21 protein-coding genes and 1 pseudogene are annotated in these 25,879 nt (G+C 63.6%); 12 read left to right on the forward strand and 10 right to left on the reverse strand.

What is annotated here, in order from left to right:
* Positions 1 to 3 precede the first annotated feature (3 nt).
* A pseudogene (locus tag HMPREF3166_RS10410) lies at positions 4 to 525 on the forward strand (hypothetical protein); the annotation flags it as partial.
* Between the two features lie 105 nt (positions 526 to 630).
* Positions 631 to 2,817 carry a Rib/alpha-like domain-containing protein gene (locus HMPREF3166_RS00475; RefSeq protein WP_168160713.1) on the forward strand — a complete coding sequence of 729 codons (2,187 nt, stop codon included), beginning with the start codon at positions 631 to 633 and terminating at the stop codon, positions 2,815 to 2,817.
* Between the two features lie 12 nt (positions 2,818 to 2,829).
* Here the strand turns inward: HMPREF3166_RS00475 and HMPREF3166_RS00480 are convergent, their stop codons facing one another.
* On the reverse strand, positions 2,830 to 3,714 hold the full coding sequence (locus HMPREF3166_RS00480) for a hypothetical protein (RefSeq protein WP_070487221.1): 885 nt from the start codon (positions 3,712 to 3,714) through the stop codon (positions 2,830 to 2,832).
* 180 nt (positions 3,715 to 3,894) lie between these two features.
* On the opposite strand from HMPREF3166_RS00480, the gene HMPREF3166_RS00485 reads away from it, so the two are divergent.
* Positions 3,895 to 5,184, forward strand: coding sequence for an adenylosuccinate synthase (locus HMPREF3166_RS00485; protein ID WP_070487222.1), 1,290 nt, complete (start codon positions 3,895 to 3,897; stop codon positions 5,182 to 5,184).
* A 19-nt stretch (positions 5,185 to 5,203) separates the two neighbouring features.
* Here HMPREF3166_RS00485 and HMPREF3166_RS00490 read toward each other — a convergent pair whose 3' ends face one another.
* A complete protein-coding gene (locus tag HMPREF3166_RS00490; RefSeq protein ID WP_070487223.1) occupies positions 5,204 to 6,922 on the reverse strand; it encodes a choline/carnitine O-acyltransferase in 1,719 nt (572 codons plus the stop codon).
* A 154-nt stretch (positions 6,923 to 7,076) separates the two neighbouring features.
* Between HMPREF3166_RS00490 and HMPREF3166_RS00495 the strand changes: the two genes are divergently transcribed.
* Positions 7,077 to 8,699: an AMP-binding protein gene (locus HMPREF3166_RS00495; RefSeq protein ID WP_070487224.1), complete on the forward strand. Its 1,623-nt coding sequence runs from the start codon at positions 7,077 to 7,079 to the stop codon at positions 8,697 to 8,699.
* Between the two features lie 5 nt (positions 8,700 to 8,704).
* Here the strand turns inward: HMPREF3166_RS00495 and nrdF are convergent, their stop codons facing one another.
* Both nrdF and nrdI read right to left on the reverse strand, forming a co-directional pair.
* Entirely contained in the window at positions 8,705 to 9,721 is a 1,017-nt protein-coding gene (gene nrdF, locus HMPREF3166_RS00500; protein ID WP_065422298.1) for a class 1b ribonucleoside-diphosphate reductase subunit beta, read from the reverse strand.
* Positions 9,722 to 9,779: 58 nt separating this feature from the next.
* Positions 9,780 to 10,223, reverse strand: coding sequence for a class Ib ribonucleoside-diphosphate reductase assembly flavoprotein NrdI (gene nrdI / locus HMPREF3166_RS00505; RefSeq protein ID WP_070487225.1), 444 nt, complete (start codon positions 10,221 to 10,223; stop codon positions 9,780 to 9,782).
* Between the two features lie 212 nt (positions 10,224 to 10,435).
* On the opposite strand from nrdI, the gene HMPREF3166_RS00510 reads away from it, so the two are divergent.
* Positions 10,436 to 10,867 (forward strand): pyridoxamine 5'-phosphate oxidase family protein, encoded by a 432-nt coding sequence (locus HMPREF3166_RS00510; protein WP_034987205.1) that lies wholly within the window; start codon positions 10,436 to 10,438, stop codon positions 10,865 to 10,867.
* Between the two features lie 13 nt (positions 10,868 to 10,880).
* Here the strand turns inward: HMPREF3166_RS00510 and HMPREF3166_RS00515 are convergent, their stop codons facing one another.
* From HMPREF3166_RS00515 to HMPREF3166_RS00525, 3 genes are read right to left on the reverse strand one after another with little or no spacing between them, the layout of a single operon-like run.
* Positions 10,881 to 11,981, reverse strand: a complete 1,101-nt coding sequence (locus tag HMPREF3166_RS00515; protein ID WP_070487226.1) for a phosphotransferase family protein — start codon at positions 11,979 to 11,981, stop codon at positions 10,881 to 10,883.
* Positions 11,971 to 13,233, reverse strand: coding sequence for an acyl-CoA dehydrogenase family protein (locus tag HMPREF3166_RS00520; RefSeq protein WP_035004829.1), 1,263 nt, complete (start codon positions 13,231 to 13,233; stop codon positions 11,971 to 11,973). Before HMPREF3166_RS00520 ends, HMPREF3166_RS00515 begins: the two co-directional genes overlap by 11 nt.
* A gap of 4 nt (positions 13,234 to 13,237) precedes the next feature.
* Entirely contained in the window at positions 13,238 to 14,122 is an 885-nt protein-coding gene (locus HMPREF3166_RS00525) for an SDR family oxidoreductase (protein WP_070487227.1), read from the reverse strand.
* A gap of 191 nt (positions 14,123 to 14,313) precedes the next feature.
* On the opposite strand from HMPREF3166_RS00525, the gene HMPREF3166_RS00530 reads away from it, so the two are divergent.
* The gene (locus HMPREF3166_RS00530; RefSeq protein ID WP_070487228.1) at positions 14,314 to 15,156 is read left to right on the forward strand and encodes a histidine phosphatase family protein; all 843 of its coding nucleotides are present in this window, start codon (positions 14,314 to 14,316) and stop codon (positions 15,154 to 15,156) included.
* 33 nt (positions 15,157 to 15,189) lie between these two features.
* Here HMPREF3166_RS00530 and HMPREF3166_RS00535 read toward each other — a convergent pair whose 3' ends face one another.
* Positions 15,190 to 15,912, reverse strand: coding sequence for a TetR/AcrR family transcriptional regulator (locus HMPREF3166_RS00535; RefSeq protein WP_246816883.1), 723 nt, complete (start codon positions 15,910 to 15,912; stop codon positions 15,190 to 15,192).
* Positions 15,913 to 15,943: 31 nt separating this feature from the next.
* On the opposite strand from HMPREF3166_RS00535, the gene HMPREF3166_RS00540 reads away from it, so the two are divergent.
* Positions 15,944 to 17,122 carry a nucleoside hydrolase gene (locus HMPREF3166_RS00540; protein WP_070487229.1) on the forward strand — a complete coding sequence of 393 codons (1,179 nt, stop codon included), beginning with the start codon at positions 15,944 to 15,946 and terminating at the stop codon, positions 17,120 to 17,122.
* Between the two features lie 345 nt (positions 17,123 to 17,467).
* Here HMPREF3166_RS00540 and metE read toward each other — a convergent pair whose 3' ends face one another.
* Positions 17,468 to 19,786, reverse strand: a complete 2,319-nt coding sequence (metE, locus tag HMPREF3166_RS00545; protein WP_070487230.1) for a 5-methyltetrahydropteroyltriglutamate--homocysteine S-methyltransferase — start codon at positions 19,784 to 19,786, stop codon at positions 17,468 to 17,470.
* Positions 19,787 to 20,249: 463 nt separating this feature from the next.
* Here metE and HMPREF3166_RS00550 point away from each other — a divergent pair, with 463 nt between their 5' ends.
* The 3 genes from HMPREF3166_RS00550 to HMPREF3166_RS00560 all read left to right on the forward strand — a co-directional run bounded on the left by HMPREF3166_RS00550 (position 20,250) and on the right by HMPREF3166_RS00560 (position 23,011).
* Complete coding sequence (locus tag HMPREF3166_RS00550) at positions 20,250 to 21,056, forward strand: glycosyl transferase family 9 (protein WP_049049899.1); 807 nt, start codon at positions 20,250 to 20,252, stop codon at positions 21,054 to 21,056.
* Entirely contained in the window at positions 21,053 to 21,733 is a 681-nt protein-coding gene (locus HMPREF3166_RS00555) for an energy-coupling factor transporter transmembrane component T (RefSeq protein WP_049049898.1), read from the forward strand. Before HMPREF3166_RS00550 ends, HMPREF3166_RS00555 begins: the two co-directional genes overlap by 4 nt.
* A gap of 63 nt (positions 21,734 to 21,796) precedes the next feature.
* Positions 21,797 to 23,011 (forward strand): ATP-binding cassette domain-containing protein, encoded by a 1,215-nt coding sequence (locus tag HMPREF3166_RS00560; protein WP_049049897.1) that lies wholly within the window; start codon positions 21,797 to 21,799, stop codon positions 23,009 to 23,011.
* 47 nt (positions 23,012 to 23,058) lie between these two features.
* Here the strand turns inward: HMPREF3166_RS00560 and HMPREF3166_RS00565 are convergent, their stop codons facing one another.
* Complete coding sequence (locus tag HMPREF3166_RS00565) at positions 23,059 to 23,493, reverse strand: Rieske (2Fe-2S) protein (RefSeq protein ID WP_049049896.1); 435 nt, start codon at positions 23,491 to 23,493, stop codon at positions 23,059 to 23,061.
* Positions 23,494 to 23,676: 183 nt separating this feature from the next.
* On the opposite strand from HMPREF3166_RS00565, the gene purT reads away from it, so the two are divergent.
* Both purT and HMPREF3166_RS00575 read left to right on the forward strand, forming a co-directional pair.
* A complete protein-coding gene (gene purT / locus HMPREF3166_RS00570) occupies positions 23,677 to 24,912 on the forward strand; it encodes a formate-dependent phosphoribosylglycinamide formyltransferase (RefSeq protein WP_070487231.1) in 1,236 nt (411 codons plus the stop codon).
* A gap of 16 nt (positions 24,913 to 24,928) precedes the next feature.
* On the forward strand, positions 24,929 to 25,858 hold the full coding sequence (locus HMPREF3166_RS00575; RefSeq protein ID WP_070487232.1) for an oxygen-dependent tRNA uridine(34) hydroxylase TrhO: 930 nt from the start codon (positions 24,929 to 24,931) through the stop codon (positions 25,856 to 25,858).
* Positions 25,859 to 25,879: the final 21 nt, after the last annotated feature.

The following is a 25,879-nucleotide window of genomic DNA, read 5'->3' on the forward strand; positions in this document are numbered from 1 at the left end:
ACCATGACTGCTGTCGCGGCTGCCGCCAGCCTGGTACTGACCGCCACGGCTGTCCCACAGTCCCCGTTCTCTCCGATAGCTGCGCAGGCCGCCACGGTCAACAAAACGCAGGATACGAACCTGGATTACCAGTGCAATATCTTCGCTCTGGGGGGGATGATAAACGAAAACCGTGACCTTTCGACACGATTCCAGGTAACGATGCCGGAGAAGGCGTCGCAAGGGGAGGAGATCAAGGTTGTTGTAAAAATTGACCCGATCCAGGCTGAAGAACAAGTAGCGGCATTAGCGCCTGATGAGATCAGTTTCAAACAAGGAAATACTCAGGCCAATAGAATCCGATTTTACATTCCAGAAGATGTAGAACTAGTTTCTTCTAACTTGCCAGCGACGCTTAAGAATCATGTTCTTGATGTTGAAGACATGATGCAACCGAGCAAGAAGTTCATGCGAATTACCATTGACTATAAGGAGCTTGAGCTTACTCTGCGTCCCAAGAAAAAGGGTACGGTCACCCTTCAGACGCCGAAGAAGTTCCCGACGCTCGACGGTAAGGGGCGTGTTGTTCACAGCAATATGGTCTGGGGACAAGGTGCGGTCGGAGGATCAGCGGGTATAAAGGTCACATGCATGACTGACCAGTACAAGCCTCTGGGAGTAACTCAAGTCGGTGAGGCTGCAGATTTCAACGAGCCAAATTATGCTCCCATCGAGGTCAAGCAGGCGGATACCGCCACCTCGAAGAACTCTGCCGATGCTCCAGAGGGCACCGCTTACGCCAAGGGCGCCGACGCTCCGGAGTGGGCAACTGTCGCTGAGGACGGCACCGTCACTGTCAAGCCGGGCCTGGCAGTGGAACCCGGCGACTACGAAGTTCCGGTTGTTGTTACCTACCCGGATTCTTCCACGGACAACACCGTTGTGAAGGTCAATGTGGAGAGGAAGCCTCTCGCGGAGCAGTATAATCCGCAGTACGAGGAAGTGACTGTTAAGCAGCTGGATGAGGAGACTGTCGAAGCTCCAAAGGACGTTGCCGAGGGCGCAAAGTTTGCAGCTGGAGAAAATGCACCGGAATGGGCCACCGTTGCTGAAGATGGCACCGTCACCGTAAAACCTAGCCGGGAAGTGAAGCCGGGCGACTACACTGTTCCGGTTGTCGTCAGCTACCCGGACCAGTCCAAGGGCGATACCGTGGTTAACGTCCACGTGAAGGTTACCCACACCAACGAGCTACACGATCCGCAGTTCGGTGAGGCCACCGTCGAACAGGAAAGCACCTCTACCATCCCTGCCCCGGAGGGACTGCCGGAGGGCGCGAAGGTTACCCGTGGTGAGGGCGCGCCGGAGTGGGTCACCGTCAACGAGGACGGCTCCATCGAGGCAAAGCCGACCCTGGAGACCGAAGACAAGAAATATACCGTTCCAGTTGTCGTCACTTACGACGATGGGTCTACCGACGAAGCAAATGCCAAGGTGACCGTGACCAAGAAGCCGGACAACCAGATTTACTCCCCGGAGTTTGGCAGCATCACCGTGCAGGCCAACCGTTCCGCAAAGACTCCTGCCATCGAAGGCATGCCGGACGGCACCACGTTTGCCTTGGCTGAGGGCGCTCCGGACTGGGCGTCCATCGACGACAAGGGCGCTGTCCAGCTGAACCCGGGCGGCGAGGTTGATGCGAAGGACTACACGGTCCCGGTTACCGTCACCTACCCCGATGGCACTACCGACAATGCCGAGCTGAAGGTCACGGTCACGGAGCGCGCCATCAACGAGATCCACGATCCGACCTACGAGCCGATCGCGGTAAAGCAGGAAGAGTCCGCCACCGTTGCTGCTCCTGAGGACAGCACTGCGGACGCCGAATACTCCCTGGGCGCAGGCGCGCCGAGCTGGGTTACTCTGAACAAGGACGGCAGCATCGAGGCACGTCCGGACCGTAATGTTGAGCCGGGTGAGTACCAGATCCCGGTGACGGTCATCTATGGAGATGACTCTGCTGACCGCACTACCGCCGTGGTCACCGTGACCGTGAAGTACGCTAGCGAGATCCACGATCCGACCTACTCGGATGTGACTGTGAAGCAGGGCGACGAAGTGACTGCTCCGGCTCCGACCGATGTGGCTGAGGGTGCGACCTTCGAGGCTGGCGAGGGCGTACCGTCGTGGATCACCGTCAACCCGGACGGCACCGTCACCGCCAAGCCGGGCTTGGAGATTGAGGCCAAGGAGTACACCGTTCCGGTGAAGGTCTCCTATGAGGACGGTTCCGGCGACGACACGACCGTGAACATCACCGTCACCGTGAAGCCGACCAACGAGCTGCATAACCCGACTTACCCCGCTGCCGACGTGAAGCAGGGTAGCGAAACCACCGTCGCTCCGCCGGCTGACGTGGCTGACGATGCAGAGTTCGCTCTTGGTGAGGGAGCCCCGGAGTGGGCCACCGTCAACGAGGACGGCACCGTCACCCTGAAGCCGAGCAAGGAAGTTGAGCTGGGCGACTACGATGTCCCGGTCGTCATCACCTACCCGGATGGATCGACCACCACCACGACGTTGAAGGTGACCATCAAGGAGCAGGACAAGCCGAGCGATAACGGCGGCAGCACTGGCTCCAGTGGTTCTAGCAGCGGTTCCAGCGGCGGACTGTTCGGATCTCTGAGCGGCTCTAGCAACGGTTCCAGCGGTTCCAGCAGCATCACCGGTTCCAGCCCATTCGGCTACTTCCTCGCCGCCCTGTTCGGAACGATTGCCATCGGCGCTGGCCTGTTCGGTCTGTACAACTGGGCCCGCGACCACGGCTACGTCCGCTAACTGCGGGCACGCTTAGTTGCGCACGAACTGCCCATCCCGCAGGTGGCGGTAAAACGTCACCGACTTCAGCGGGCGGGGATGGCGCACTCCGTCACGGGTGACCGCCAGATCCACCCCACCGGCCTGTAAGGCCCGCCCCCGCAGCACCGTCGGAGAGACGGTACTGCGGGGCTTCTTTATGCGCCCAAACCAGCCCTTACGGGGCAACGGCGGCCGCTGCACCGCAGCCAACCCCGGAGCATCCGGTGTGGGAACCAATCGCACACCATTGTTGAAATCGCTGGTGCCCGCTTTCGCCTGCTCGTACAGAACCTCGGAATCGACGATCACCTCGCCGATCATCTCCGCCGTCCCCTCGGATTCGCCTGCCGAACCTGCCTTACCAGCCGAGCGCACCGGCCCAGTGACCTCCGCCGCTCCCAACGTCACCACGCCATGGTCGTCGCGGATCACCGGAGTCGGCACAGCCGGGGAAGCCAGCGCGAAGGTGAGGTGCTCGGCGGGGGAGAAGGTGGCGTCCAGACCCCACGAAAGAGCGACCGCCGAAGAACCAGAAGGGATAAAACCGACCTCGACCCACAGGGCATCAATGCGCATCAACTTGGACACCACAGCGGCCAGGGCAGCATCGCTACCCTGCACGATCACGCGCACGCGCTCGCTGACCTCGTGCGGGTCTGGCTGCGGGGCGCCCAAGTGGGGAGCGTCGGGGCGCTGCATCATCTCTTCTAAAGACGGGGTGGAGCCCACTACGAACCGCTCCAGATCATCCAGGAAACGCAGCTCCTTGCGCTTCGGAATGGCAGACAGATCGAGGCACTCCACGGCCTCGCCCGGCAACACGGGATCGCGCAGCCGATCGCTGGCGGGGACATCGCAACGCAACATAAACAACATAGAAACCCACCATAGCTGTGCCACAAGCACCGGCGAGGTACTAGAATGGAGAAACGTCTAGGTGCCCCGCCCGATCTCTAACTGAAGCTACAGCAGCGACAGAAGATGCAGTAAATGCATGGCGCGGGGCTACACCCATGAGTACAGAAGTACCAACGCAGAGGACGTGTTTTAGTTTCCATGGCAGCGATCATCGTCGTAGGCGCCCAGTGGGGCGACGAAGGTAAGGGCAAAGCTACCGACATTCTGGGCGGGAAGGTCGACTACGTAGTCAAGCCCAACGGTGGCAACAACGCCGGCCACACCGTCGTCGTCGGCGGCGAGAAGTACGAGCTCAAGCTGCTGCCCGCAGGCGTGCTTTCCGAAAACGCCACGCCCATCATCGGCAACGGTTGCGTGGTGAACCTGGAGGCACTGTTCGAGGAGATCGACGGACTGGAAGCTCGCGGCGCAAACGCCTCCCGCCTGCGCGTTTCCGCCAATGCACAGCTGGTGGCTCCCTACCACGTGGCCATCGACCGCGTGGCCGAGCGCTTCCTGGGCAAGCGCGCCATCGGCACCACCGGCCGCGGCATCGGCCCGACCTACGCCGACAAGGTCTCCCGCGTGGGCATCCGCGCCCAGGACCTGCTGGACGAATCCATCCTGCGCCAGAAGATCGAATCCGCGCTGGACCAGAAGAACCAGATCCTGGTGAAGATCTACAACCGTCGCGCCGTGGACGTGGACGAGGTTGTGGATTACTTCCTCTCCTACGCCGATCGCCTCAAGCCGATGCTGATCGATGCGACGACGGAGCTGAACCAAGCTCTGGACGCCGGTAAGTCTGTGCTGATGGAGGGCGGCCAGGCCACGATGCTAGACGTGGACCACGGCACGTATCCCTTCGTGACTTCCTCTAACCCCACCACTGGCGGCGCATGCGTGGGCACGGGCATTGGTCCGACGCGCATTACCGCATCGCTGGGCATCATCAAGGCCTACACCACGCGCGTGGGTGCCGGTCCGTTCCCAACGGAGCTGTTCGACAAGTGGGGCGAGTTCCTGCAGACCACCGGCGGCGAGGTCGGCGTGAACACCGGGCGCAAGCGCCGCTGCGGCTGGTACGATTCCGTGATCGCCCGCTACGCCTCCCGCGTGAACGGCTTCACCGACTACTTCCTGACGAAGTTGGACGTGCTGACCGGCATCGGCGAAATCCCGATCTGCGTAGCCTACGACGTGGACGGTGTGCGCCACGACGAGATGCCGATGACGCAGACCGAGTTCCACCACGCAACCCCGATCTACGAGACCATGCCCGCGTGGGACGAGGACATCACGGACTGCAAGACCTTCGAGGAACTGCCGCAGAAGGCGCAGGATTACGTCAAGCGTCTGGAGGAGCTGTCCGGCTGCCGGATCTCCTACATCGGCGTGGGTCCGGGTCGCGACCAGACGATCGTCATCAACGACGTCGCGGAGAGTTAGGGCGCTGCGCTAGAGCGCGCTAGAGCGTACGCAGGAAGGCGGCCAGCAGTTCCGCCGCGCGGGTGAGGTTGGCCTGGAACTGCTTCGGCTGCTCCGCCTTGTCGCGGTTGAAGGTCAGGCAGTACTCGATGCTGGTGGCCTTCGGCGTGTAGTTCACGCCGAAACCATTGGGGATAGTGGGGGCGAAAACATAGCGGATGATGTGCGCATCGCTACCGATCGAGGTGGTGGACAGGAAGTCCGTGCGGGCGGCTTTGACGCCCGGATCCGCCAGCAGCGCCAGGGGAGCGCCGGACTGCTTCTCCGAGGTGAAAGACAGCGCCCACAGGTGGCGATCGATGCCACGACCAGTCTTGCAGCCAATCACCCAGTTGCGGTGGGCATTCAGGGCCTCCTGCAGGGCCTCGACAGTCGGCTTGCCGGCGACGAGCTGCTTAGAGAAAGCCACGGCCTCCGGGGTGACCGCGCGCAGGCATTCCGTGCGGCCGGCCTTGTACTCGCGCATATCCACGGCCTCGTACACCGCGCGGATGCGGCCGAAGGTCAGCAGTTGCGCGATGGAGAGAATCAGCTGGCTCATCGCATCGGCACTGAACTTAAATGGAAGCTCCTCCTTCGCCAGTTTCGGCACCTCGATGATTTCTACGGCGTATTCGTCGCCGGTGGGAATGGAGGCGGCAGGCGTAACCGGGGATAGTTTCAGCGGAGCGACATCAGCTGGGGTGACATCCGCGTCGGCGCTTGGGGACGTAGGGGCGTCACTATCCACAGCCTCCTGCACCCGACGCACCGCCTCCACGAGCGTGGCTCCATCGACCGTCGAATGCTCCACGTGCATGGCCGCAAAATTGCTGGCCAGGTTGATTTCATACGTCAGTGGCTTGTAAACCCAGGCGTGGCCGGGGGCGAAAGTGAGGTCGCGCAGCAGGTCGGCGTCGGTGGCCTGCGCATCGTCGATCAGGTGCAGCGCGAAAAGTTGATCGCGCAGGGTGGCCTGAGTCTCCGCGGGGAGCGGAACCTCCGCCAGAGCCGCGGAGCCGAGGTAGGAAAGGCGAGAGTCCAGGGCGGGAGCGGCAGGGTCGCCGGTGGTGCTCCCGGCGGTGTCGGAGTTAGTACGCAGCACCTCCAGGATGGCGCGCAGCTGCTCCCGAGAGGCTAGGCGCCCCTGCTCGTCCGTGATGCGCAGGTCGAACACGTGGCCATCCACGATCATGCCGATGCTGCGGGATGCGGTGCCGAGCTCGCTGAAGGTGACCTCATCGCAGTCTGGGCGGGGGATGCGCAGCGCACCGTTGAAGCAGCGCCACTGGTTGGCGTCCAGCGGATTGCCGCGGCCGTCGACCTCCTCCGGCATCGAACCATCGGCCTGCTTCAGGTGCACCAGCGCCAGGGCGCGCAGGATGTCCACGGCACGATCCAACCCAGAGGTCTCCGTGCGCAGGTTGATCTGGAAGCCCACGTTCGAGGTGGTCTGTAGCGGCGTGCGAACGGTCAGGTAATCGCGGAGCCAGTGGTCTGCCAGCCAGCTGCTGTTCGCGGCGTCGCGGTCGGCGGCGAAGGCCTCCAAGGCGGACTGCAGGGCGGGGCCCTGGTTGGCTTGGAAGTCCTCGATGGTTCGCTCCGTGGCGGCCAGCGTATCGGCATCCGCGACGGCAGAGACCGCATGGCGGAGCGCGGGCAGCGTGGCATCCAGCGGTGGTACGGGGAGAGGCTTGAGGTGGGCACGATTGTCCTGCATGACCTCGAGTCTACTGAGGAGCTACGGGGGTGAACGCCGGAAAGATCCGAATATTTTTAAAAGGAAAATACTTGTTCGGCAACGTGATGCACGTCACTCGCTTAAGGTTTGTCTTACATTGCAAGCGCAGGCCCCGGTTACAAGGAGTGAAACCATGCCGATCCAGAGCCCACAGCAGGAAATCGACATCCCGAACAGCACAATCTACGACGTACTTTTCGGCAACATCGCCGAAGAAGACCTTGGTCGCATCGCCATCACGGACGACGCCACGGGATCGCAAACCACCTACGGGGAACTCAAGGCTCTTATTGACGCCTTCGCGGGCGCACTGGCCGAACGCGGAGTCAAGCCAGGCGTAGTCGTCGGGCTGCACTGCCCGAACAGCCTCGCCTTCGCGGTCGCCTTCCATGGAATTCTCCGCGCCGGGGCAACTGTTACTACCTTGGGGTCACTACTGAACGCTCACGACGTGGCAAAACAGCTTAAGGACTCAGGTGCGACGTATGTGCTGACGACCAAGCTGCTGGGAGAAGCGGGCGTCCAAGGTGCAGAAGAGGCAGGGATCGACCCGGGCAACATCATCGACCTCACCGACGAAGCAACTGGCCTCAAGGCGCTCGTGGGGGAGGGCCGCCCCGCGCCCGAAGTCACCATCGACCCGGCGACCCACGTGGCGGTGCTGCCGTACTCGTCGGGCACCACGGGTGTGCCGAAGGGCGTGCGTCTGAGCCACCGCAACCTCGTGGCGAACATTCTGCAGATCGGCGTGCGGCTCGGTCCCAACGGCCTGGACCGCGACTCCGTGGTGATGTGCGTGCTGCCGTTCTTCCACATCTACGGCATGAATGTCCTGCTGAACTCCTGCCTGTACGTGCGCGCCCACGTGGTGACCATGCCCAGCTTCGACCTGGAGAAGTTCCTGGCAGCTCACCAGAAGCACGGCATCACGTTTACCTTCATCGCCCCGCCGATCGCCGTGGCGCTGGCCAAGCACCCGCTGGTGGACAAGTTCGACATCGGCTCCCTGGAGACCGTACTTTCCGGCGCGGCGGCCCTGGACGGGCAGCTTGCAGACGCCGTGGCCAGCCGCCTGGGCGTGCGCATCCTGCAGGGCTTCGGCATGACCGAAACCAGCCCCGTGACCAGCGTGAGCGACGTCGGCGTTACGCCACTGGATTCCATCGGCCTGCCGGTCTCCAACACGGAGGTAAAGATCGTGGACATCACGACAGAAGACCTCGAGGAGATCCACCCGCCTGCGAACGAGGGCGAGCGTTCCATCGAAGGTGAAATGTGGGTGCGCGGCCCGCAGGTCATGCTCGGTTACCTCAACAACGAGGAAGCCACCGCCAACACCATCACTCCCGACGGATGGCTGCGCACCGGCGACATCGCGAACCTAGACCACCTGGGCAATGCCTACGTGGTCGACCGCATGAAGGAACTGATCAAGTACAAGGGTTATCAGGTTGCCCCGGCCGAGCTGGAAGCGCTGCTGATGACCCACGAGGCCATCGCCGATGCGGCCGTGGTCGGTTACCTGCGCGAATCCGACGGCGAAGAGCTGCCACGTGCATTCCTGGTGCTGCAGCAGGGTGTGGACCCGAACGACCCGGCCGTGAGTGCGGAGGCACTCATGGAGTGGGTTGCTGAGCGCGTGACCCCGTACAAGAAGATCCGCATGGTCGAGTTCATCGACGCGATCCCGAAGTCCAGCACGGGCAAGATCCTGCGCAAGGATCTGAAGAACGTGCCCGTGGCAGCTAAGGCCTAGCGGCGCTAGAAATCCCAGTCATCCTCCTCCGTTGATTCCGCCCGCCCGATCACGTAGGAGGATCCGGAGCCGCTAAAGAAGTCGTGTGTTTCGTTGGAATCCGGCGCCAGGGCGGCGATGATCTCCGGCTCCGTTTTCGCCGCTTCTTCCTCGTATTGCGGTGGATACCCCAGATTCATCAGCGCCTTATCCGCGTTGTAGTGCACGAAGGCCATCACGCCGTCGATCAGCGATTTCTCGTCGGCTAAAGCTTCGCCGTACAGATCTCCGGAGTACTCCTTCTCTAACTCCAGAAGTTCCTCCACTAGTGTGAATGTGAACTCCTCGAGTTCCGCCGAGCGCTCCGGGTGGGCCTCCAGCCCTCGCTGGAATTTGTATCCCGAGTAGTACCCGTGGACGGCCTTGTCACGCAGGATCAACCGGATCATGTCGGCTGTATTCATCAGCGTGCCACGGCAGCTAAACCACAGCGGTAGGTAGAACCCGGCGTATAGCAGCAGGGAAGACAGTAGCGTGGCGGCAACCTTCCGCTTGAGTGGGTCGTCCCCGTAGTAGTGCTGCATCACTGCCGTCGCTCGGCGCTGCAGGGCTGGGTTACCGATGGCCCAGGTATAGGCGGCGTTGATTTCCTCGCTGCTGCACATCGTGCTGAACACACTGCTGTAGCTGCGCGCGTGAACGGCTTGCATAAAGGCGATGTTTGCGTAGACCGCTTGTTCGTGTTCGGTGCGGGCATCCGGGATCTGGCTGATCTCACCAACGGTCGCCTGCACAGTATCCAGCAGCGTGAGCCCGGTGAATACCTTGGTGGTCAGCTCGCGTTCTGCGTCCGTCAGTGCGTTCCAGGTTGGCAGGTCGTTGGACAGCGGTACTTTCTCTGGCAGCCAGAAGTTGCTGGTCAGCCGCTGCCAGATCTCCAGGTCCTTCTGGTCGTCTAGCCGGTTCCAATTCACCGGCCGTAGCGGCCGGGCGGGGTCGTGCGGCCATTGGGGTGGGGTTTGGGAGCGCGTGAGGTAGCTCATTTTTTCCTTTCTGATTGTTCTCGATCGTGTCGTTCTGCTTGTGTCTTATTGCTCTGTCTTATGGACGCCACATCTCCCCGCCAGTCCGATCCCAGAACTCCCGGATGCCTTCCCGAACACGGGCAACATCGCGGGCTGTGCCGAGCAATTCAAAGCGATAGAGCTCCGGCACCTGGCACTTGGCGGCGATTGTTGGTCCAGCGCAGCAGTATGCCGTACCGAAATTCCTGTTTCCGCTGGTGATCACACCCCTGATGAGAGAGCGGTTATGTGAATTGTTGAGGAAGGTGATGACTTGCCTGGGCACCGCCTTCCGCGGGTCGCCTCCGCCATAGGTTGGGGTGATGAGCACATAGGGCTCGTCGACGATGAGCTCCGGCTCCTTGCGCCGCAAGGGGATGCGGCGGGCGGGAATGTCCAACTTGTCGACGAATCGGCGGGTGTTTTCGGAGGCAGAGGAGAAGTAGACGATGCGCGGCTGCGAGGCCGCGATTGGTTGCATTGGGGGAGAGGTCCTTTACAGCTTGTTGCTAGTTGGAGCTGGTTGTTCGTTGGGGTGAATATCCATAAAACTAGCTCCAAAAGTTCAATGACACGAACTTTACAATAACAATGTATTGAACTTTTGTGTAGGGTGCCTGGTGTATCCAAGTTCACACCGCGTACGCGGCTGCGTAGTGCGGAATATGCCAGAGAGAAGAAAGGAAAAAGCTCGTGGCGAAGCTAACCCAAGAAATGAAAGACATGATCGATGCACAGCTGCCGTACCTGGCGACTGTGACCGACGGCGAGACGCTACTGCCGGACATCGGCCCGAAGCGCAGTCTGCGCGTGTGGGATGACGAGACGCTGATCTACAACGAAAACACCGGCCGGCAGCACCTGGAAAACCTACGGGCCGGTTCAAAGGCCGCTGTGGCGGTCGTGGATTGGGCAGAGCTGGACGGGTACCGGTTTATCGGTCCAGCAGAGTTGTTCCACGAAGGGCCGGTGTGGGAAGCAGCGGTGAAGTTCGCTGAGGAGAAGGGGCACAACCCACCGAAGATGGCGGTGCTGATCCACATTGAGCAGATCTACACCCTCATGCTCGGCAAGAATGCTGGCCGGTTGTTGGCCAGCGATGACGAGTCCCTGATGGTGGACTAGGGGAGTGTGGCGGCTACAGCCCGTACTCGCGGGCCGTAACCGCCGCCTGGTTAACGATCCACTCCACCATTTCCTGCGTCGGGGCGCCGGAAATTGCCTGGTTGGAGGGGTTATTCATAACGCGGCGCACCACGCCCTCCACGATGATGGCGACCTTCCACAGGCCCAGCACGTGCCAGTAGGCCAGCGCCTGCCGGTCGCGGTCGGTATCCTTACCGGCCTTCTGCAGGTAGCGCTCCGCCAGCGCCTCCGGGGTGGGGAACCCGTCGGCCAGCGCGGCCTCGAAGCCAGGCAGCTGCAGGCCGTTCTTGACCGGCCAATACGCCATCAGGGAGCCGATGTCCGACAGCGGATCGCCGAGCGTCGTCAGCTCCCAATCCACCACCGCGTTGATTTTCCCGGTCTCCGGGTCCGCAATGATGTTGCCGATGTGCAGGTCACCGTGGACCAGCACGGTCTCGTCCTGCTTCGGGATCTTCGCCACCAGCAGCTGCGTCAGTTCGTCCAGTGCCGGCAGCTCGCGGGTCTTCGTCTTATCCCACTGGCCCGTCCAGCGCCGTAGTTGCCGTGGGGCGTAGGGCTTGTGGGACGCCAAGTCGTCCAAACCAACCGACTTCAGATCCACGCTGTGGATCGCCGCCATCGCGTCGATAAGCCCGTCGGCGATCTTGCCGCGCACCTCGGGCGTGATGCTGTCCGCAACCTTCATGGAGTTGACGGTCACCCCGTCGATGGCGGACATGGCGATCACCGGCACGTCGGCTACCTGCTCGCTGCCTTCGCCGTGAGCTTCACCGCGGCTTGCACGGCGGCTTTCCTCCCAGTCCGTCGAGCTGCCGTAGATCTTCGGCACCGGCACATCCGTGTTCTCCAGGGCTGCCATGATCTTGCCCTCGCGGACCACATCGTGAGCGCTGGCGGTCAGCGTGCCCAATGGCGGACGGCGCACAACCACGCGCTTGCCCTGGGAATCCGTGGCCAGGTACGTCAGGTTCGATTGCCCCGCGCCGATGCGCTGCAGGGAGATGCCGTCCGCGCCGCCTTCCAGTCCGGCTACGTCGTGCAGCCAGCTGGCCAGGTGGGCGTCAGAAAAAGGGCTAGAGTTACTTGTCACGATACTTCCTCAATTCAGCTCGGGCGATGGTCATGCGGTGCACCTCATCGGGGCCGTCGGCCAAGCGCAGGGTGCGCAGGCCCGCCCACATGGCGGCCAGGGGAGTGTCGTCGGTGACACCCTCCCCGCCGTGTACCTGAATGGCCTGGTCAACGATCCGCAGTGCCATCGCTGGGGCGGCCACCTTGATGGCGGCGATCTCCTGGCGGGCGGCCTTGTTTCCCACCGTGTCCATCATCCAGGCGGCCTTCATGGTCAGCAGGCGAGCCTGCTCGATGTCGATGCGAGCCTGGGCGATCTGGTCGCGAATGTTGTCACGGTTGGCCAAAGGCTTGCCGAATGCGGTGCGGGACATAGCGCGGGTGCACATGAGCTCCAGGGCGCGCTCGGCCATTCCGATGGCGCGCATGCAGTGGTGGATGCGGCCCGGGCCCAGGCGATCCTGGGAGATCTTAAAGCCCATGCCCTCGCCGCCGAGGATGTCCTTATCCGGCACGAAGACATCCTTGAAGTGGACCTCCGCGTGGCCTTCGCGGTCGTGGTAGCCGAACACCGGCAGGTTGCGCACGATAGTCACGCCAGGCGCGTCCGCGGGCACGGCGAGCATGGATTGCTGGCGGTGAATCTCCGCGTCCGGGCTGGTCTTGCCCATCACGATCATCACCTTCAGGTGCGGGTGCATGCCGTTGGAGGTGAACCACTTGCGGCCGTTGAGCACGTAGCCGCCGTCGGTGCGTTCCATACTCATGCGCACGTTGGTGGCATCGCTGGAAGCCACGCCCGGCTCCGTCATGGCAAACGCGGAGCGGATTTCGCCGTTGAGCAGGGGTTCCAGGTACTTTTCCCGGTGCTCGTCGGTGCCGTAGAGTTCGAAGACCTCCATGTTTCCGGTGTCCGGTGCGTTGCAGTTGCAGGCCTCGGGGGCGAGGTGCATGGACCGGCCCATGATCTCCGCCAGGGGCGCGTATTCGGCATTGGTCAGGCCGGGGCGGTTGCTATCCCCACCTGAGCTACCAGCGCTACCAGCTCCGCCAGTACCGCCTGCGCCGAGGTGGGGGTGGAACAGGTTCCACAGGCCGCGCTTCTTCGCCTCGGCCTTTAGCTCGTCGAGGATGGCGGGGAAGTGGTGCGGGTCGCCGGATTCGCGCATCTGCTGCTCGTACACGGCTTCGGCCGGGTAGATGCACTCATCCATGAATTCGGTGAGCTTGCCTTGGTACTCCAAGGACCGTTCGCTGTGCTGGAAGTCCACTGTTTTACCTTTCGACGCCAGATTGTCCGCCAGCGGGCTTATCCTTAGCGCTGGAATTTCCGGGGGTGGTCACGTCGATGGTCTTGTTGCCCACGAGCATTCCGCCGTCGACTACGAGGTTCTCACCGGTGAGCCAGGAGCTGGTGGGTGCGGCCAGGAAGGCGATGGCATCGGCGATGTCCTCTGGCTCGCCGATGCGGCCAGCGGGGATCAGGGTGGAGGTGGAGTCTTCGTTCTCCTTCCACAGCGCCTCCGAGAGCTTGGTGCGGACCACGCCGGGGGAGATGCTGTTTACGCGGATGCGTGGCGCCAGTTCGCGGGCCATCTGCTTGGTCAGGTGCAGCAGGGCGGCCTTGGAGGCGTTGTACACGCCGATGTAGTCCTCCATGGACAGGGCACCGATGCTGGAGACGTTCACGACCGCGCCGGCGGGGCCGCGGTCAGCGGTGTCAGTGCCGGCAGCCTTACCGAGGCCTGCCTCGATGGCGGCACTGGTCCAGATGACTGGCCCGATGGTGTTGATCTGGAAAACCTTCGTCATGATTTCCGCGGACTGCTTGTGCACGGGGCCGAAGGCGGGGTTCGTGCCCGCGTTGTTGATGAGTACATCTAGACGACCGAATTCCTCGACCGCTTGGGTGCAGGCCTTCTTCGCTGCCTCCGGGTCCGCAACGTGGGCGGCGATGCCGATCACGCGACCCGCGTCCGGGTTTTGCTCTCGGGCGGCTGCCTGCAGTTCCTCGGCGGCAGGGACGACGGTCTCTGGCTTGCGGCCGGTGATGACCACGTTCGCGCCACTGGCTGCGAGCTGTAGTGCGGTGGCGTGCCCGATGCCTCGGGTGCCGCCGGTGACGATGGCGGTCAGCCCGGCGTAGTCGTATTTACTCATTCAAGGGTCCTTAGCGGGTGTTGGGTACGAAAGTTGGGTACGGGATTTGAGTAGGGATGCTGGGATTGAGTTGTGACTCGCATCATAAGCGGGTGGCGGGCTGCAAAAATGAAGGATCGCAAAACTAAAGAAATTCGGGTGTAAGTGAGGGAGACTGGCCTGAGGCTTAGAAAAGTTTGGAGTTCTAAAAAATGGGGATTTTGTACCTGGTGCGCCATGGGCAGGCGAACTCTGGAGGCCTGCACACCAGCGATGTCGCAGACGGCGCGATGGAGGAAACCTACGACCGTCTGACACCCCTCGGGCACGAGCAAGCCGCGGCGACCGGGCGTAGCTTGGCCGCGCGTATCGGTGGGGGCGGCGGGGGAGCGGCGGAAGAAGGCGCGGCACGGGTTAGCGCAGCGCGGGAGGGCGCAGCGCAGGAGAGCACCGCAGGCGAGAGCGCAGCGCAGCCGGTGGTGTTGTCCGGCCCGCTCGGTCGGCAGCTCAGCACAGCGGAAGGTGTTCATGCGGAACTGGAGGCCGCGGGTCTGGAACCGCAGGCCATCCGCATTGTGGAGCAGTGGCGCGAGTTTAGCTCCGACGATGTGCTAGCCCCCTACTTCCGCGCCCACCCGGACAAGCTCGCAGAGATCCGCCGGGCCTACGAAGCCGCGCGCGATAACCCCCGAGGAATGAAGGAGCACAACCGTCTGCTCGGCCGCGCCATCGACGCCGCCCTGCGCGAGTGGCGCTCCACCCCGGCATTCGACTCTTTTGCCGCGCAGGTCAGGCAGGGTTTTTCGGACGCCACCTCACTTGCCGCGGGCGATCAACCAGTCGTGGTGGTTACCTCTGGCGGGCCGATCTCCATGTGCGCGGCTGAGCTCATCGGCGCCGACTGGACGCGGCTGATCAACAACATCTTCACCGCCTCGGTGAGCGTGTTTAGCGTCCGGAGTGCAGGCAAAGCCCAGCTGCTGAGCTTCAATGAACACGCGCACCTGGACATTCCGGACGCATCGGGGAGCCGCCCGCTGCGCCGCTATCGTTAGAGATGGCGCCGGCTAGGGGGCGCCGGGTTTGCCTTATAGCTCCCCGGGTTTCGTGTCCTCCATGCCGACCATGCGGAAAGTCATGAGGCTCAGAGTCTTGATCGTGCGCTCTATGATCTCGTCACGGTTTTCATCTGTGACCTCGTAGAAGCCCTGAACAAAGGTGGCATGGCAGAAGCGGGTGAACATCGCAGCAATGGCAGCAGCGGTGTACTCCACGTCCTCCAGCGGCGGGATCATGTTTTTGGCAATCATCGCCTCCAGCATTCGGCGATTGCGGCCAACCATCTGCTTAGCGATCTGCATCTGCCGATCTGCAAGTTCGGGGGTGAACTGGGAAGACTGGGCAACCAGGTTCATAGCACCCGCATTATTTGCGTAGAAGCGCACGAACTCCCGGTTGCTGTGAATCACCGTAGCGCGGGCGTCATCAATGCTCAGCAAGCTGTCGTCGAGTGTGGGGTTTAGGTCCTTTTCCACACTTGCCAACACGTTCATCAGAAGGTCCTGGCGGTCCTCGAAATACGTGTAGAGGGTGCCGACGGAACAGCCGGCCTCCTCCGCGATCTTCGTCAGCTTAGTGTGGTGGTAGCCGTCGGTGGTGAACACCTTGCGGGCGGCGTCCAGAATGTCTGCGCGACGGGCCGCAGCTTTCGGAGAGAGTGATTCGTTTGAGTGAGTAGCTGCGGTGCCGCGTGGGTAGTTGTTTGAAGCTTTTTGCCAGCTTCCGTAGTCGTGCACCATAAGCTTCATCATATAAGACCTAAACCCTATTAACTAAACAATAATGAAGGTTTTTCGGACTTCAGTGATTCAAAGTTTACAGTCGACCGGAATGCAGAAGCCGCGCGTTGTCGCGGATGTGGATACGGGGATCGACGACAGTCTGGCGCTGATTTATTTGGCCGGGCTGCATTCTGCCGGGGAAATTGATTTAGTGGTGACGACCAGCGCGGGGAATACGACCGCGGGGCAGGCAGCGGTGAATTCCGCGGAGGTTCTGCGGCTGGCCGGGGCGGCGGGGGTGCCCGTGGTGGCGGGGGCGCGGGCGCCGCTGAAAGTTCCATTGACGACTACTCCGGAAACGCACGGAGAAAGAGGTTTAGGCTATTACTCGCCTCTGGATGGGGGTGGTTTGGCGGGCGCAGCGGGCGATGCGGATGGTTCGGGCTCAGCGGGCGATGCGCGGGCAGCAGTGGAGTTGTGGCGCGGAGCCTCGCACATCCTGATTGCCGGCCCGGCTACGAACCTCGCCTGGGCGCTGCGGCACGCGCCGGAGGCTGTGGGTGGTGCGGCTGGGAGTGGCGCGACTGGAAGCGGCACGGCTGGGGCCGAGGTCACCCTGATGACCGGTGCCTTTAACTACCCCGGGAACACCACGCCTACGGCCGAGTGGAATGCCTGGGTCGACCCCCACGCGCTGAAGGAGGTCTTCGCCGCTCCCGCCTCTACCCCTGCGTCCGCCGATGCTCCCGCCGCCACCCGCCAGCGGCCGACGATTTGCCCGCTCAACGTCACCGAGCAAGTCCTGCTCTATCCCGAACGTTTGCGCAGGTGGCAGCAAGCGCTGCGCCCCACGCGCCCAGAGCTGGCGACCCTCCTCGGCGACGCCCTCCGCTTCTACTTCGAATTCCACCAGTCGGTCGGCGTGGGCTATTGCGCGCAGATCCACGACCTCGCCGCGGCCATGGTGATGTTGCGGCGCGTTCCTTGTTCTTTTTATGACGCCACCGTGGACGTCGAAGCCGACTCTCCCCTCATGCGCGGCACCACCGTGGCTGACCGGGTTGCGGAGGTTTCCGCCGGTGAAGGGGCTGCGACCAGCGGGGCAGCGGAGGCGCGCGGTGCGTATTGGGATCGCCCGGCGAATGCCCGGATTCTCGAGTCTCTGAACCCGGCCGATGTGTTCGCGGAGTTCGAGCGGGTAGTGTGCGGGCGGCATTTAGAGGGCTGTAGCCAGGGCTAGAAGGCCGGTAATCAAGGGCTTTGAGGGGGTAAATGTCGTTAGAACGGGAATGCGTTAAGGGCAATAATTTGCATTAGTCTAAACCCGCAGGTCAGAGCGTTTTAAATTTTCCGGCTCCGCGCTGAGCGCCTACGTATTCCCGTTTTAGCGACATTTGGGTGACATTTGGCGGAGGATGGGTGCTTTTCGGCGCTGAAGGGGGACTATTTGGCGGGTGAATGGCCTGGAAATGCAAAAGCGCCGCGCCGGGACTTCGAAAAGTCTCCGACGCGGCGCAGCTAACCAGTGGCCAGGTAGCTGAAGTGGCCAGCTAACCAGCGGCCAGCCTGCGGGCGCTAGACGAAACTAGACGCGCTCACGGGCCTTCTTAGCGGCAGACACCAGAACCTCCAAGGAGGCAGTGGTCTCTTCCCATCCGCGGGTCTTCAGGCCACAGTCCGGGTTAACCCACAGCAGGGAGGGGTCCACGGAATCCAGGGCGGCGGACAGCAGGTCGTCGACCTCCTGCTGCTTCGGCACGCGCGGGGAGTGGATGTCCCATACACCCGGGCCAACGCCCAGCTCGTAGCCCTCGTCCTTCAGCGCAGCCAGAACCTGCATGCCGTTGCGGGCGGCCTCGATGGAGGTCACGTCGGCGTCCAGGTTGGAGACCGTGTCGATCAGCTCGTTGAACTCGGAGTAGCACATGTGGGTGTGGATCTGCACCTTGTTCTCCGCGCCGGAGGTAGCCAGGCGGAAGGAGCCAACGGCCCACTTCAGGTAGTCCGGCTGCTGCTCCTTGCGCAGTGGCAGCAGCTCGCGGATAGCGGGCTCGTCCACCTGCACCACGCGAGCGCCAGCGGCGATCAAGTCGTCGATCTCGTCGCGCAGAGCCAGAGCAACCTGGTCGGCGGTCTCGCCCAGCGGCTGGTCGTCACGCACGAAGGACCAAGCCAGCATGGTCACCGGGCCGGTCAGCATGCCCTTGACCGGCTTGTCGGTCAGGTCAGCTGCAACCTTGTACCAGTCGACGGTCATGGCGTGCGGGCGGGAAACGTCACCGAAGATGATCGGCGGGCGCACGCAGCGGGAGCCGTAGGACTGCACCCAAGCGTGCTCGGTGGATAGGTAGCCGTCCAGCTGCTCGGAGAAGTACTGCACCATGTCGTTACGCTCCGGCTCGCCGTGCACCAGCACGTCCAGGCCCAGCTCTTCCTGGCGCTTGATAACGTCCGCGACCTCGTCCTTCATCGCCTGGGTGTAGGCTGCGTCGTCGATCTCGCCCTTGCGGTGCTTCGCACGCGCCTGGCGGATCTCCGTGGTCTGCGGGAAGGAGCCGATGGTGGTGGTCGGTAGCGGCGGCAGGTTCAGCTCTGCCTTCTGTGCCTCGCGGCGGGCCTCGATGGAGTCGCGGCGACGGTCGGCGTCGGTTACGGCATCCTGGCGCTCGCGCACGGCGGCGTTGTGGGTCAGGGTGGAGTTCTTGCGGTCCTCGATGGCCTCGCGGGTCTCGGCGAACAGCTGCTCGTCGGCCTCGGTCTGCTCGCCGCGCAGGGCGCGGGACAGGGCTGCGACCTCGCGGATCTTCTCGGAACCGAAGGCCAGCCACTTCTGCACCTCGGCGTTCAGGTTCTGCTCGCGCTGCAGGGAGTAAGGCACGTGCAGCAGGGAGCAGCTCGTGGAGACGGCAACCGGGCCGCGCTCCTTCAGGCCCTGCAGGGTCTTCAGCGCTGCGTCCAGGTCGGTGCGCCAGACATTGTGGCCATCCACAACACCCGCAGCCAGCAGCTCCTTGCCGTTCCAGGCGGGCAGCTCGGCAGCGGCAGCGCCACCGGTGACCAGGTCCACGCCGAAGGCAGCCACACCGGAGCCGCTCAGCAGCTCGATGGCTGCGTTGCCGTCGCCGAAGTAGGTCTGGATAAGGAGGTTGACGCCCTCATCGCCAGCGCCCGCAGCCTCAACCAGTTTCTCGTAGCCAGCGCGGGTGTGCTTCAGCAGATCCTCGTTGGCGGCCGCATCAGCGTAAGCGAAGTCGGTGACCAGGATCGGCTCGTCGAACTGCACCCACTTCACGCCGCGATCTGCGATGCGCTTGAGCAAGCGGGAGTAGGCGTCAAAAATTTCCTCGAGGTGAGCGAAGGCATCAGAACCATCGACGGTGCGGGACAGCGCCAGGTACGTCAGCGGGCCAACCAGCACCGGACGAACGGCCTCGCCTGCGCGGGTGACCTGGTCGCGGATGTCCTCGAGGAATGCGGAATCGTCCAGCTCTACGCGGGAGTCCTTGGATAGCTCCGGGACGATGTAGTGGTAGTTCGTGTCGAACCACTTCGTCATTGCGGAGGCCGGCAGCTCCTTGGTGCCGCGGGCGGCGGCGAAGTAGCGGTCGATGAAGCGCGGCAGGCCGTCGTTGTCGTGGTCCGCGATGTCGGCGACGCGCTCGGGCAGCAGGCCCAGCAGGGCGGTGGTGTCCAGCACTGCGTCGTAGAAAGAGCGGCCGGAGAACGCTGCGGAATCCAGGCCAGCGGCCAGCAGCTCGTCGGTGTAGTCATTGACCAGGCGAGTTGCGGTGGTTGCCAGGTTGCGGCCGGTGGAGTTATCGCGCCAGTATCCCTCGAGAGCCTTCTTTAGCTCGCGGTCGGGTCCGATGCGCGGTACCCCGGCGACGGTTGCGTTGAAAGTCATTGTCTTTCCTGTCTTCCTTTTCCTAGTGGCCCCGCCAAGCGGGGCTGTGTCTAGCTGTAAAGCTGTAAAGCTGTTTAGCTGTATGGAATTCTTGCCAGTGCGGTTCCCGCGCGGGTGCGCCTTTCCCGGGGCTCCAGAAGGCGCACACAAGTGGCGAGGCAATGCCTTCGCCGGTGCGTGGGTCGCTTGCTCAACTATTTAAGAATAGACAGCTTAGTCTGTCAACTAGATCACTTAATTCGGGGTTCCAGAACCCCCGCCCTCGTATCCGAAAACCCGCCGAATCGCCCCGCCTAAAGTCCTGCGATTTGTGCATCGGGTCCGCAGGCTGTAAGCATTTAAACGACATCAAAACCACTGGCCATGCGGGGTGATTCGCGGGCGGAACGTCGAGGTGACATAGACGTTGTGCCCAGCCCGCGCTGGCCTGTGTGAAGACTTCCGAAATTTGAGGTTCCACCCCATGCGCCCCCTGTCACAAAAAGCCACTTATGTACTGCTCGGTCTAGCCGCGATCATCATTGTCGCCACCTGGCTGACCCTCGTCATCTGGCAGCCCAGCGACTCCAACTACGAGTCCCTCGCAGACTCCAAGAGTTCCACGATCGCCCTGGTCGGCTTCGTCGTCCCCGCCATCCTCGCACTGATTGCCGTGATCCCGCGCCTGCCCGTGCGCACCCTGGCGCTGTTGCCGGTCGCCCTGGCCATCAACGTCATCCTCGGCCACATTATCGGCAACATGGGCCTGCCACTGCCGCTGTACCTGGATTCCATCGGCACCGTGCTGGTCGGCGCCCTGGCCGGCCCGTGGGCGGGTCTGGTCACCGGCGTGCTGTCTGCCCTGGTGTGGGGCACGTTCAACCCGACCGTTGTGGGTTTCGCTGCGGCCTATGCCTTTGTCGGCGTCTGCGCTGGCCTGCTGGGCAAGTGGTGGACGGGTGCGTATTGGAGAATCGGCTTGTCCGCGTTGCTTATTGGCTTCCTGACGGCCCTTCTTTCCGCGCCTATCGCCTCCTTCATCTTCGGCGGCACCGCAGGCACGGGCACGGGGCTGTTGGTCACTGCTTACCGGACGTTGGGCTTCGAGCCGATGACGGCCGTCTTCCTGCAGTCCTGGACCTCCGACCCGCTCGATAAGCTGATCGTGTTCACCATCATCTACCTGGTCATCCGCGCCCTGCCGCAGCGCACACGCCGCACCTTCGCACCGGTGGGCAAGGACGGCAGCGCCCCTGCCGACCACACCGCCGCAGCAGACAAGACCGCATGAACCCACTGACCTACCTCACCCTCGCCGCCAGCGGGGTGATCTTCGTCCTCGTCGCCGATAGCCTCGCCGTGAGTGCTTTCGCGTGGGGTCTGTGCGCCCTTGTGGCTCTTTTCTTCTCGACGCCCCGTCGTCCCTTCCTGGCAGCCAACCTCTTAGGCCTACCGGCCTTCATCGGCTTCGGCCTGATGTACGCCCCCTTTGGCCAGGAGCCCGGCTGGTGGATCATCACCCGCGACGGCCTGCAGATCGCCCTCTCTCTGGGCGGCCGTTTCCTAGCCGCCACCACCATCGGCCTGACCATCGGCAGCTTCGTAAACCTCGACCAGCTGATGCGCACCGTCCAGCCGCGCCTGCCCGCCAAGCTGGTGTACGTCGTCGGCGCGACCGCCCGGCTGCTGCCGCTGGCCCGTGCCCGCTGGCTGACAATCCAGCAGGTTCGCGCCTCCCGCGGCGTGGACGTTTCCACTTTGGGGGCGAAGTGCCGCATGATCCTGCCGCTGATCGTCGGCATGGTGGACGATGCCGCCACCCGCGCCCGCCCGCTGCAGCGCACCGGCATCGGCGAGCCCGGCCCGCGTACCGTACTGCGCCCCGTCCCGGATACTGCCCTGGACTGGGCGGTCCGCCTGCTGGCCATCGCTGCCCTGGTGGTGGGATGCTGGTGGGCAGTGCACTAGCTGGGCTATGGGCACCAGTAAACGCAAGCACTAGCGAACGACCAGAAAGATCCCGCGCGAACAATGCCTTTGAGTACCTTCATCTGGGGAGATAGTGGCGTCGGACTATCCGAACACGCCTGGGCGCACGCAGAAAAGACGGGCGCGGCATGGGTTGGCAACGAGGCCAGCGCGCACATTTCCCTGCTGCGCAACACGGTCGCCGAAGAGCTCGCGTTCCCCATGGAGCAGCGCGGGGTGCCGCGGACCGAGATGCAACAGCGCGTGGAGACCGCCCTGCGCCTATGGGGACTGGAAGACCAGGCTGAGCAGAATCCCGCCACCCTGTCCACCGGCCAGACCCGCCGCGTGGCCATTGCCGCCGCGTTGCTGGCCCGCCCCGAAGCGCTGGTGCTCGACTGCCCCCTCGACGGCCTGGACGCCGCCGCCGTTGACACCCTGCGCCGCACCATTGCGGACTTTCCGGGGCCCGTCACCGTTTACGATCGTGCGGGTTCGCCCTTAAGTGATGACGCCCCCTCGCACCAGCGCCTGCTAGCCGACGGCACCCTGACCGATTCCCCCGCGCCGAAACCTGCAGCCGAGTCGGTGGCTCCGGAGATCACCGAGCAGGGGAGCACGGGGACGGCCCTGCTGGCGCGGGATGTGGTTTTCCGCCGGGGTGGCGTCGGCCCCATAAACCTGGAGGTTCCCGCAGGTCGGGTGGTGCACCTGGCCGGGCCGAACGGGTGCGGCAAGACGACCCTATTCCTGGGCGCGCTGGGGTTGCTGAAGTACCGGGGAACGCTGCGCGCGGAGGGGCTGAAGGGCTGGGCGCCCACGCAGATGGATCAGGCGGTGACCTGCCGGACCGTGGCCGAGGAGCTGGCCGTGGGGGCGGGCGAGGAGCTGGCCGAAGCGGCAATAGACTTCGCCCGGCTGGGCAGGTGGGCGAACACCCATCCGCTGGACGTGCCCGCGGCGAAGCGGCGGATCATGCTGGTCGCGGCGGCGATGGTGCGCGGCGCGGACCTGGTGATGCTGGACGAACCGACCGTGGGGCTGGACGTGCTGGGTTACCGCGAGCTGGCGGAGCTGATGCACCGCTACGCGGGTGGCGAGTATGCGCGGATGATCGGGCGGGGCGGATCTGGCGCGCTGGGCGAACCTGGTAGCGCGGGCGCGCCGGGCAGGCAGGGCACGCGGCACACGCAGAGCGCGCCGACGGTGCTGTGGACCTGCCACGACGCGCGCTTTGCAGCGCAGGTCAGCGATCTGCGGATTGATATGGCGGGCTAGTCCCGCCGGGCTAGTTGCGCCGGGTTAGTTCCGCCGAGCGCAGCGAACTAGTCCGTAATCTCGATCGAGTCGCCGTTGCGCTCGACCTTCTTGGCCGGGACCATCGGGTCGCGGGAGGGGCCTTCCAGCACATCGCCAGTGGCGACGTCGAACTTGGACATGTGCTTCGGGCAGACCGCCACGGTTACGTCTCCGGATTTCTCAATGGAGTTGATGGTGCCACCGGCGTGCGGGCAAGAGGTGGAGAACGCCTTGTACTCGTTCTCTCCGGGGCGGGAGAGCACCCAGCCGTCCAGAATTGTCGCGCCGCCGACCTCCAGGTCCGCGGCATCGGCCTTCGCCACAACCTCCTCGCCGGCACAGGCTGCCAGCAGGGCGCCGGAGGCGGTGGCTGCGGTGGCTACGGCCACCCCGCGCAGAAACGAGCGGCGGGAGCAGGGGAGGGAGCTGTGACGCTGGGGGTTCGGCTGCATTTCACTCATAAACCGATCATCCCATCAGGCCGCGCGGGCTACAAGCTCGCACGCGGCGGGGCTGGTACGCGGGATGCACGGGGCTGGCAGCGTAAGGCGGCGGAGCTGGCACGCAGGCCGGGCGGGGCTGGCGCGCGCGGGCCGGGCGGGCCTGACAGCGTAAGTATGTGGGCATAAGTAAGGTGAAAGACTATGTACACTCCCGAGGCAATTGGTACTCCACTGACTCCCTCCTCCCTCAAGGTCCTCCTGCTCGGAGCCAGCGAGCTGGGGCGGGAGCTCGCCATCGCCCTGCAACGCCTGGGCGTGGAGGTGCACGCCGCGGATCGCTACGTCGGCGCGCCCGCGCACCTCGTGGCCAACAAGGCCCACGTGCTGGACATTCACGACGAGGACGCCATCCGCCAGCTGGTCCGCGAGGTCGGCCCGCACTTCGTCGTCCCGGATTCGGAGACCATTCCCGCCGACGTGCTGCAGGAACTAGAGGCCAACGAGGTGGCCTCCGTAGTACCGACCGCCCTGGCCAACCGCCTGACCATGAACCGCGAAGGCATCCGCACCTTCGCCCACGACAAGCTGGGCCTGCCGAACAGCACCTTCCGCTTCGCCTCCACCGCTGACGAACTCGCCCGCGCCGCCGAGGAAATCGGCTACCCGTGCGTGGTCAAGCCAGTCATGAGTAGCTCCGGCGCAGGCCAAAGCTACGTCGGGGGAGTGGACGAACTGGAGGCAGCCTGGAACGCAGCCCTCAAGCACTCCCGCACCAACGTCCAGCGCGTCATGGTCGAGCAGTACATCCCCTTCGACTACGAGGTCACCATCCTGGCCGTACGCTCCATCGACCCCGCCACCGGCCGGGAAGCCACATGGTTCTGCGAGCCCATCGGCCACCGCCAGGACCGCGGCGACTACGTGGAATCCTGGCAGCCCGCGCACATGTCCGAGGATGCGCTAGATACCGCCCGCAGCATCGCCGCCCGCATCGCCACCGCCCTGGGAGGCCGCGGAGTCTACGGCGTGGAGCTGTTCGTCAAGGGCGACGACGTCTACTTCTCCGAGGTCAGCCCCCGCCCGCACGATACGGGCATGGTCACCCTCGGCACCCAGCGGTTCTCTGAATTCGACCTGCACGCACGCGCCATCCTGGGGCTGCCGATCGATACCACGCTGATCTCCCCGGGAGCCTCCGCCGTAATCCGCTGCGAGGATAAGCACGACGGCGATATTGAGTACGTGGGCGTCAATAAGGCAATGGCAGTAGAAGAAACCAACGTCTACCTATTCGGCAAGCCCCGGGCACTCTCGCGGCGGCGAATGGGAGTGGCAGTGGCCACCGCCGAGGACATCGACCAGGCCCGGCAGCGTGCCGAAGAGGCCGCTGGGTATATCGAGGTGCGGCCGACGGTTTTCGCAGAAGAAGGGCAGTAGCCCTAAAATCCGAGGTATGGGACATAGCGCAACTGACCTCAACGAAACCCGAATTCTGCTGTACTACTGCTTCACCCCGATCGACGACCCGACCGCGGTGATGTTGTGGCAGCGTGCGCTATGCGAACAGCTGGAGCTTAAGGGGCGCATCCTCATCAGCAAGCACGGCATCAACGGCACCGTCGGCGGCTCGCTGGCCAGTTGCAAGCAGTACGTGCGCCGCACCCGCGAATTCCCCGGCTTCAAGAAGATGGAGTTCAAGTGGTCCGCGGGCTCGGCCGACGACTTCCCGCGCCTGTCCGTGAAGGTGCGCGACGAGATTGTGGCCTTCGGCGCCCCCGACGAGCTGAAGGTGGACGAAAACGGCGTGATCGGCGGCGGCGTGCACCTGAAGCCGGAGGAAGTAAACAAGCTGGTGGAGGAGCGCGGCGACGAGGTTGTCTTCTTCGACGGGCGCAACGCCATGGAGGCGGAGATCGGCAAGTTCAAGAACGCCATCGTGCCGGACGTGCGCACCACCCACGACTTCATCGGCGAGATCGAATCCGGTAAATACGACGACCTGAAGGGCAAGCCGGTTGTCACATACTGCACGGGCGGCATCCGCTGCGAAATCCTAAGCTCGCTGATGAAGAACCGCGGGTTCGAAGAGGTCTACCAGATCGACGGCGGCATCGTCCGCTACGGCGAAAAGTACGGGGACAAGGGGCTTTGGGAGGGTTCCCTGTATGTTTTCGACGGGCGCATGCACATGGAATTTAGTGATGACGCCGCTACGCTGGGCCGCTGCCGGGCGTGTGGCCACGCGACTAACGACTTCCACAACTGCGTGAACGAGCAGTGCCGCGAGCAGATCCTGCTGTGCGAGGAGTGCGCCGCGGACCCGGAGAGCGCGACGTGCGGGCGCAAGGAGTGCGCCGAGGTCGCGGCGGAGATGGCGAAGTAGCGGCGGGGTGCCGGAAAGCAG

This window comes from Corynebacterium sp. HMSC08A12 (genome assembly GCF_001807485.1).
Classification (GTDB): domain Bacteria; phylum Actinomycetota; class Actinomycetes; order Mycobacteriales; family Mycobacteriaceae; genus Corynebacterium; species Corynebacterium evansiae.

Bases quoted from the DNA above. Each gene is read 5' to 3' on its own strand.
- HMPREF3166_RS00475 (WP_168160713.1), top strand. From the start codon at position 631: ATGACTGACCAGTACAAGCCTCTGGGAGTAACTCAAGTCGGTGAGGCT.
- HMPREF3166_RS00480 (WP_070487221.1), bottom strand. From the start codon at position 3,714: ATGTTGTTTATGTTGCGTTGCGATGTCCCCGCCAGCGATCGGCTGCGC.
- HMPREF3166_RS00485 (WP_070487222.1), top strand. From the start codon at position 3,895: ATGGCAGCGATCATCGTCGTAGGCGCCCAGTGGGGCGACGAAGGTAAG.
- HMPREF3166_RS00490 (WP_070487223.1), bottom strand. From the start codon at position 6,922: ATGCAGGACAATCGTGCCCACCTCAAGCCTCTCCCCGTACCACCGCTG.
- HMPREF3166_RS00495 (WP_070487224.1), top strand. From the start codon at position 7,077: ATGCCGATCCAGAGCCCACAGCAGGAAATCGACATCCCGAACAGCACA.
- nrdF (WP_065422298.1), bottom strand. From the start codon at position 9,721: ATGAGCTACCTCACGCGCTCCCAAACCCCACCCCAATGGCCGCACGAC.
- nrdI (WP_070487225.1), bottom strand. From the start codon at position 10,223: ATGCAACCAATCGCGGCCTCGCAGCCGCGCATCGTCTACTTCTCCTCT.
- HMPREF3166_RS00525 (WP_070487227.1), bottom strand. From the start codon at position 14,122: ATGAGTAAATACGACTACGCCGGGCTGACCGCCATCGTCACCGGCGGC.
- HMPREF3166_RS00530 (WP_070487228.1), top strand. From the start codon at position 14,314: ATGGGGATTTTGTACCTGGTGCGCCATGGGCAGGCGAACTCTGGAGGC.
- HMPREF3166_RS00535 (WP_246816883.1), bottom strand. From the start codon at position 15,912: ATGATGAAGCTTATGGTGCACGACTACGGAAGCTGGCAAAAAGCTTCA.
- HMPREF3166_RS00540 (WP_070487229.1), top strand. From the start codon at position 15,944: ATGAAGGTTTTTCGGACTTCAGTGATTCAAAGTTTACAGTCGACCGGA.
- metE (WP_070487230.1), bottom strand. From the start codon at position 19,786: ATGACTTTCAACGCAACCGTCGCCGGGGTACCGCGCATCGGACCCGAC.
- HMPREF3166_RS00550 (WP_049049899.1), top strand. From the start codon at position 20,250: ATGCGCCCCCTGTCACAAAAAGCCACTTATGTACTGCTCGGTCTAGCC.
- HMPREF3166_RS00555 (WP_049049898.1), top strand. From the start codon at position 21,053: ATGAACCCACTGACCTACCTCACCCTCGCCGCCAGCGGGGTGATCTTC.
- HMPREF3166_RS00560 (WP_049049897.1), top strand. From the start codon at position 21,797: ATGCCTTTGAGTACCTTCATCTGGGGAGATAGTGGCGTCGGACTATCC.
- HMPREF3166_RS00565 (WP_049049896.1), bottom strand. From the start codon at position 23,493: ATGAGTGAAATGCAGCCGAACCCCCAGCGTCACAGCTCCCTCCCCTGC.
- purT (WP_070487231.1), top strand. From the start codon at position 23,677: ATGTACACTCCCGAGGCAATTGGTACTCCACTGACTCCCTCCTCCCTC.
- HMPREF3166_RS00575 (WP_070487232.1), top strand. From the start codon at position 24,929: ATGGGACATAGCGCAACTGACCTCAACGAAACCCGAATTCTGCTGTAC.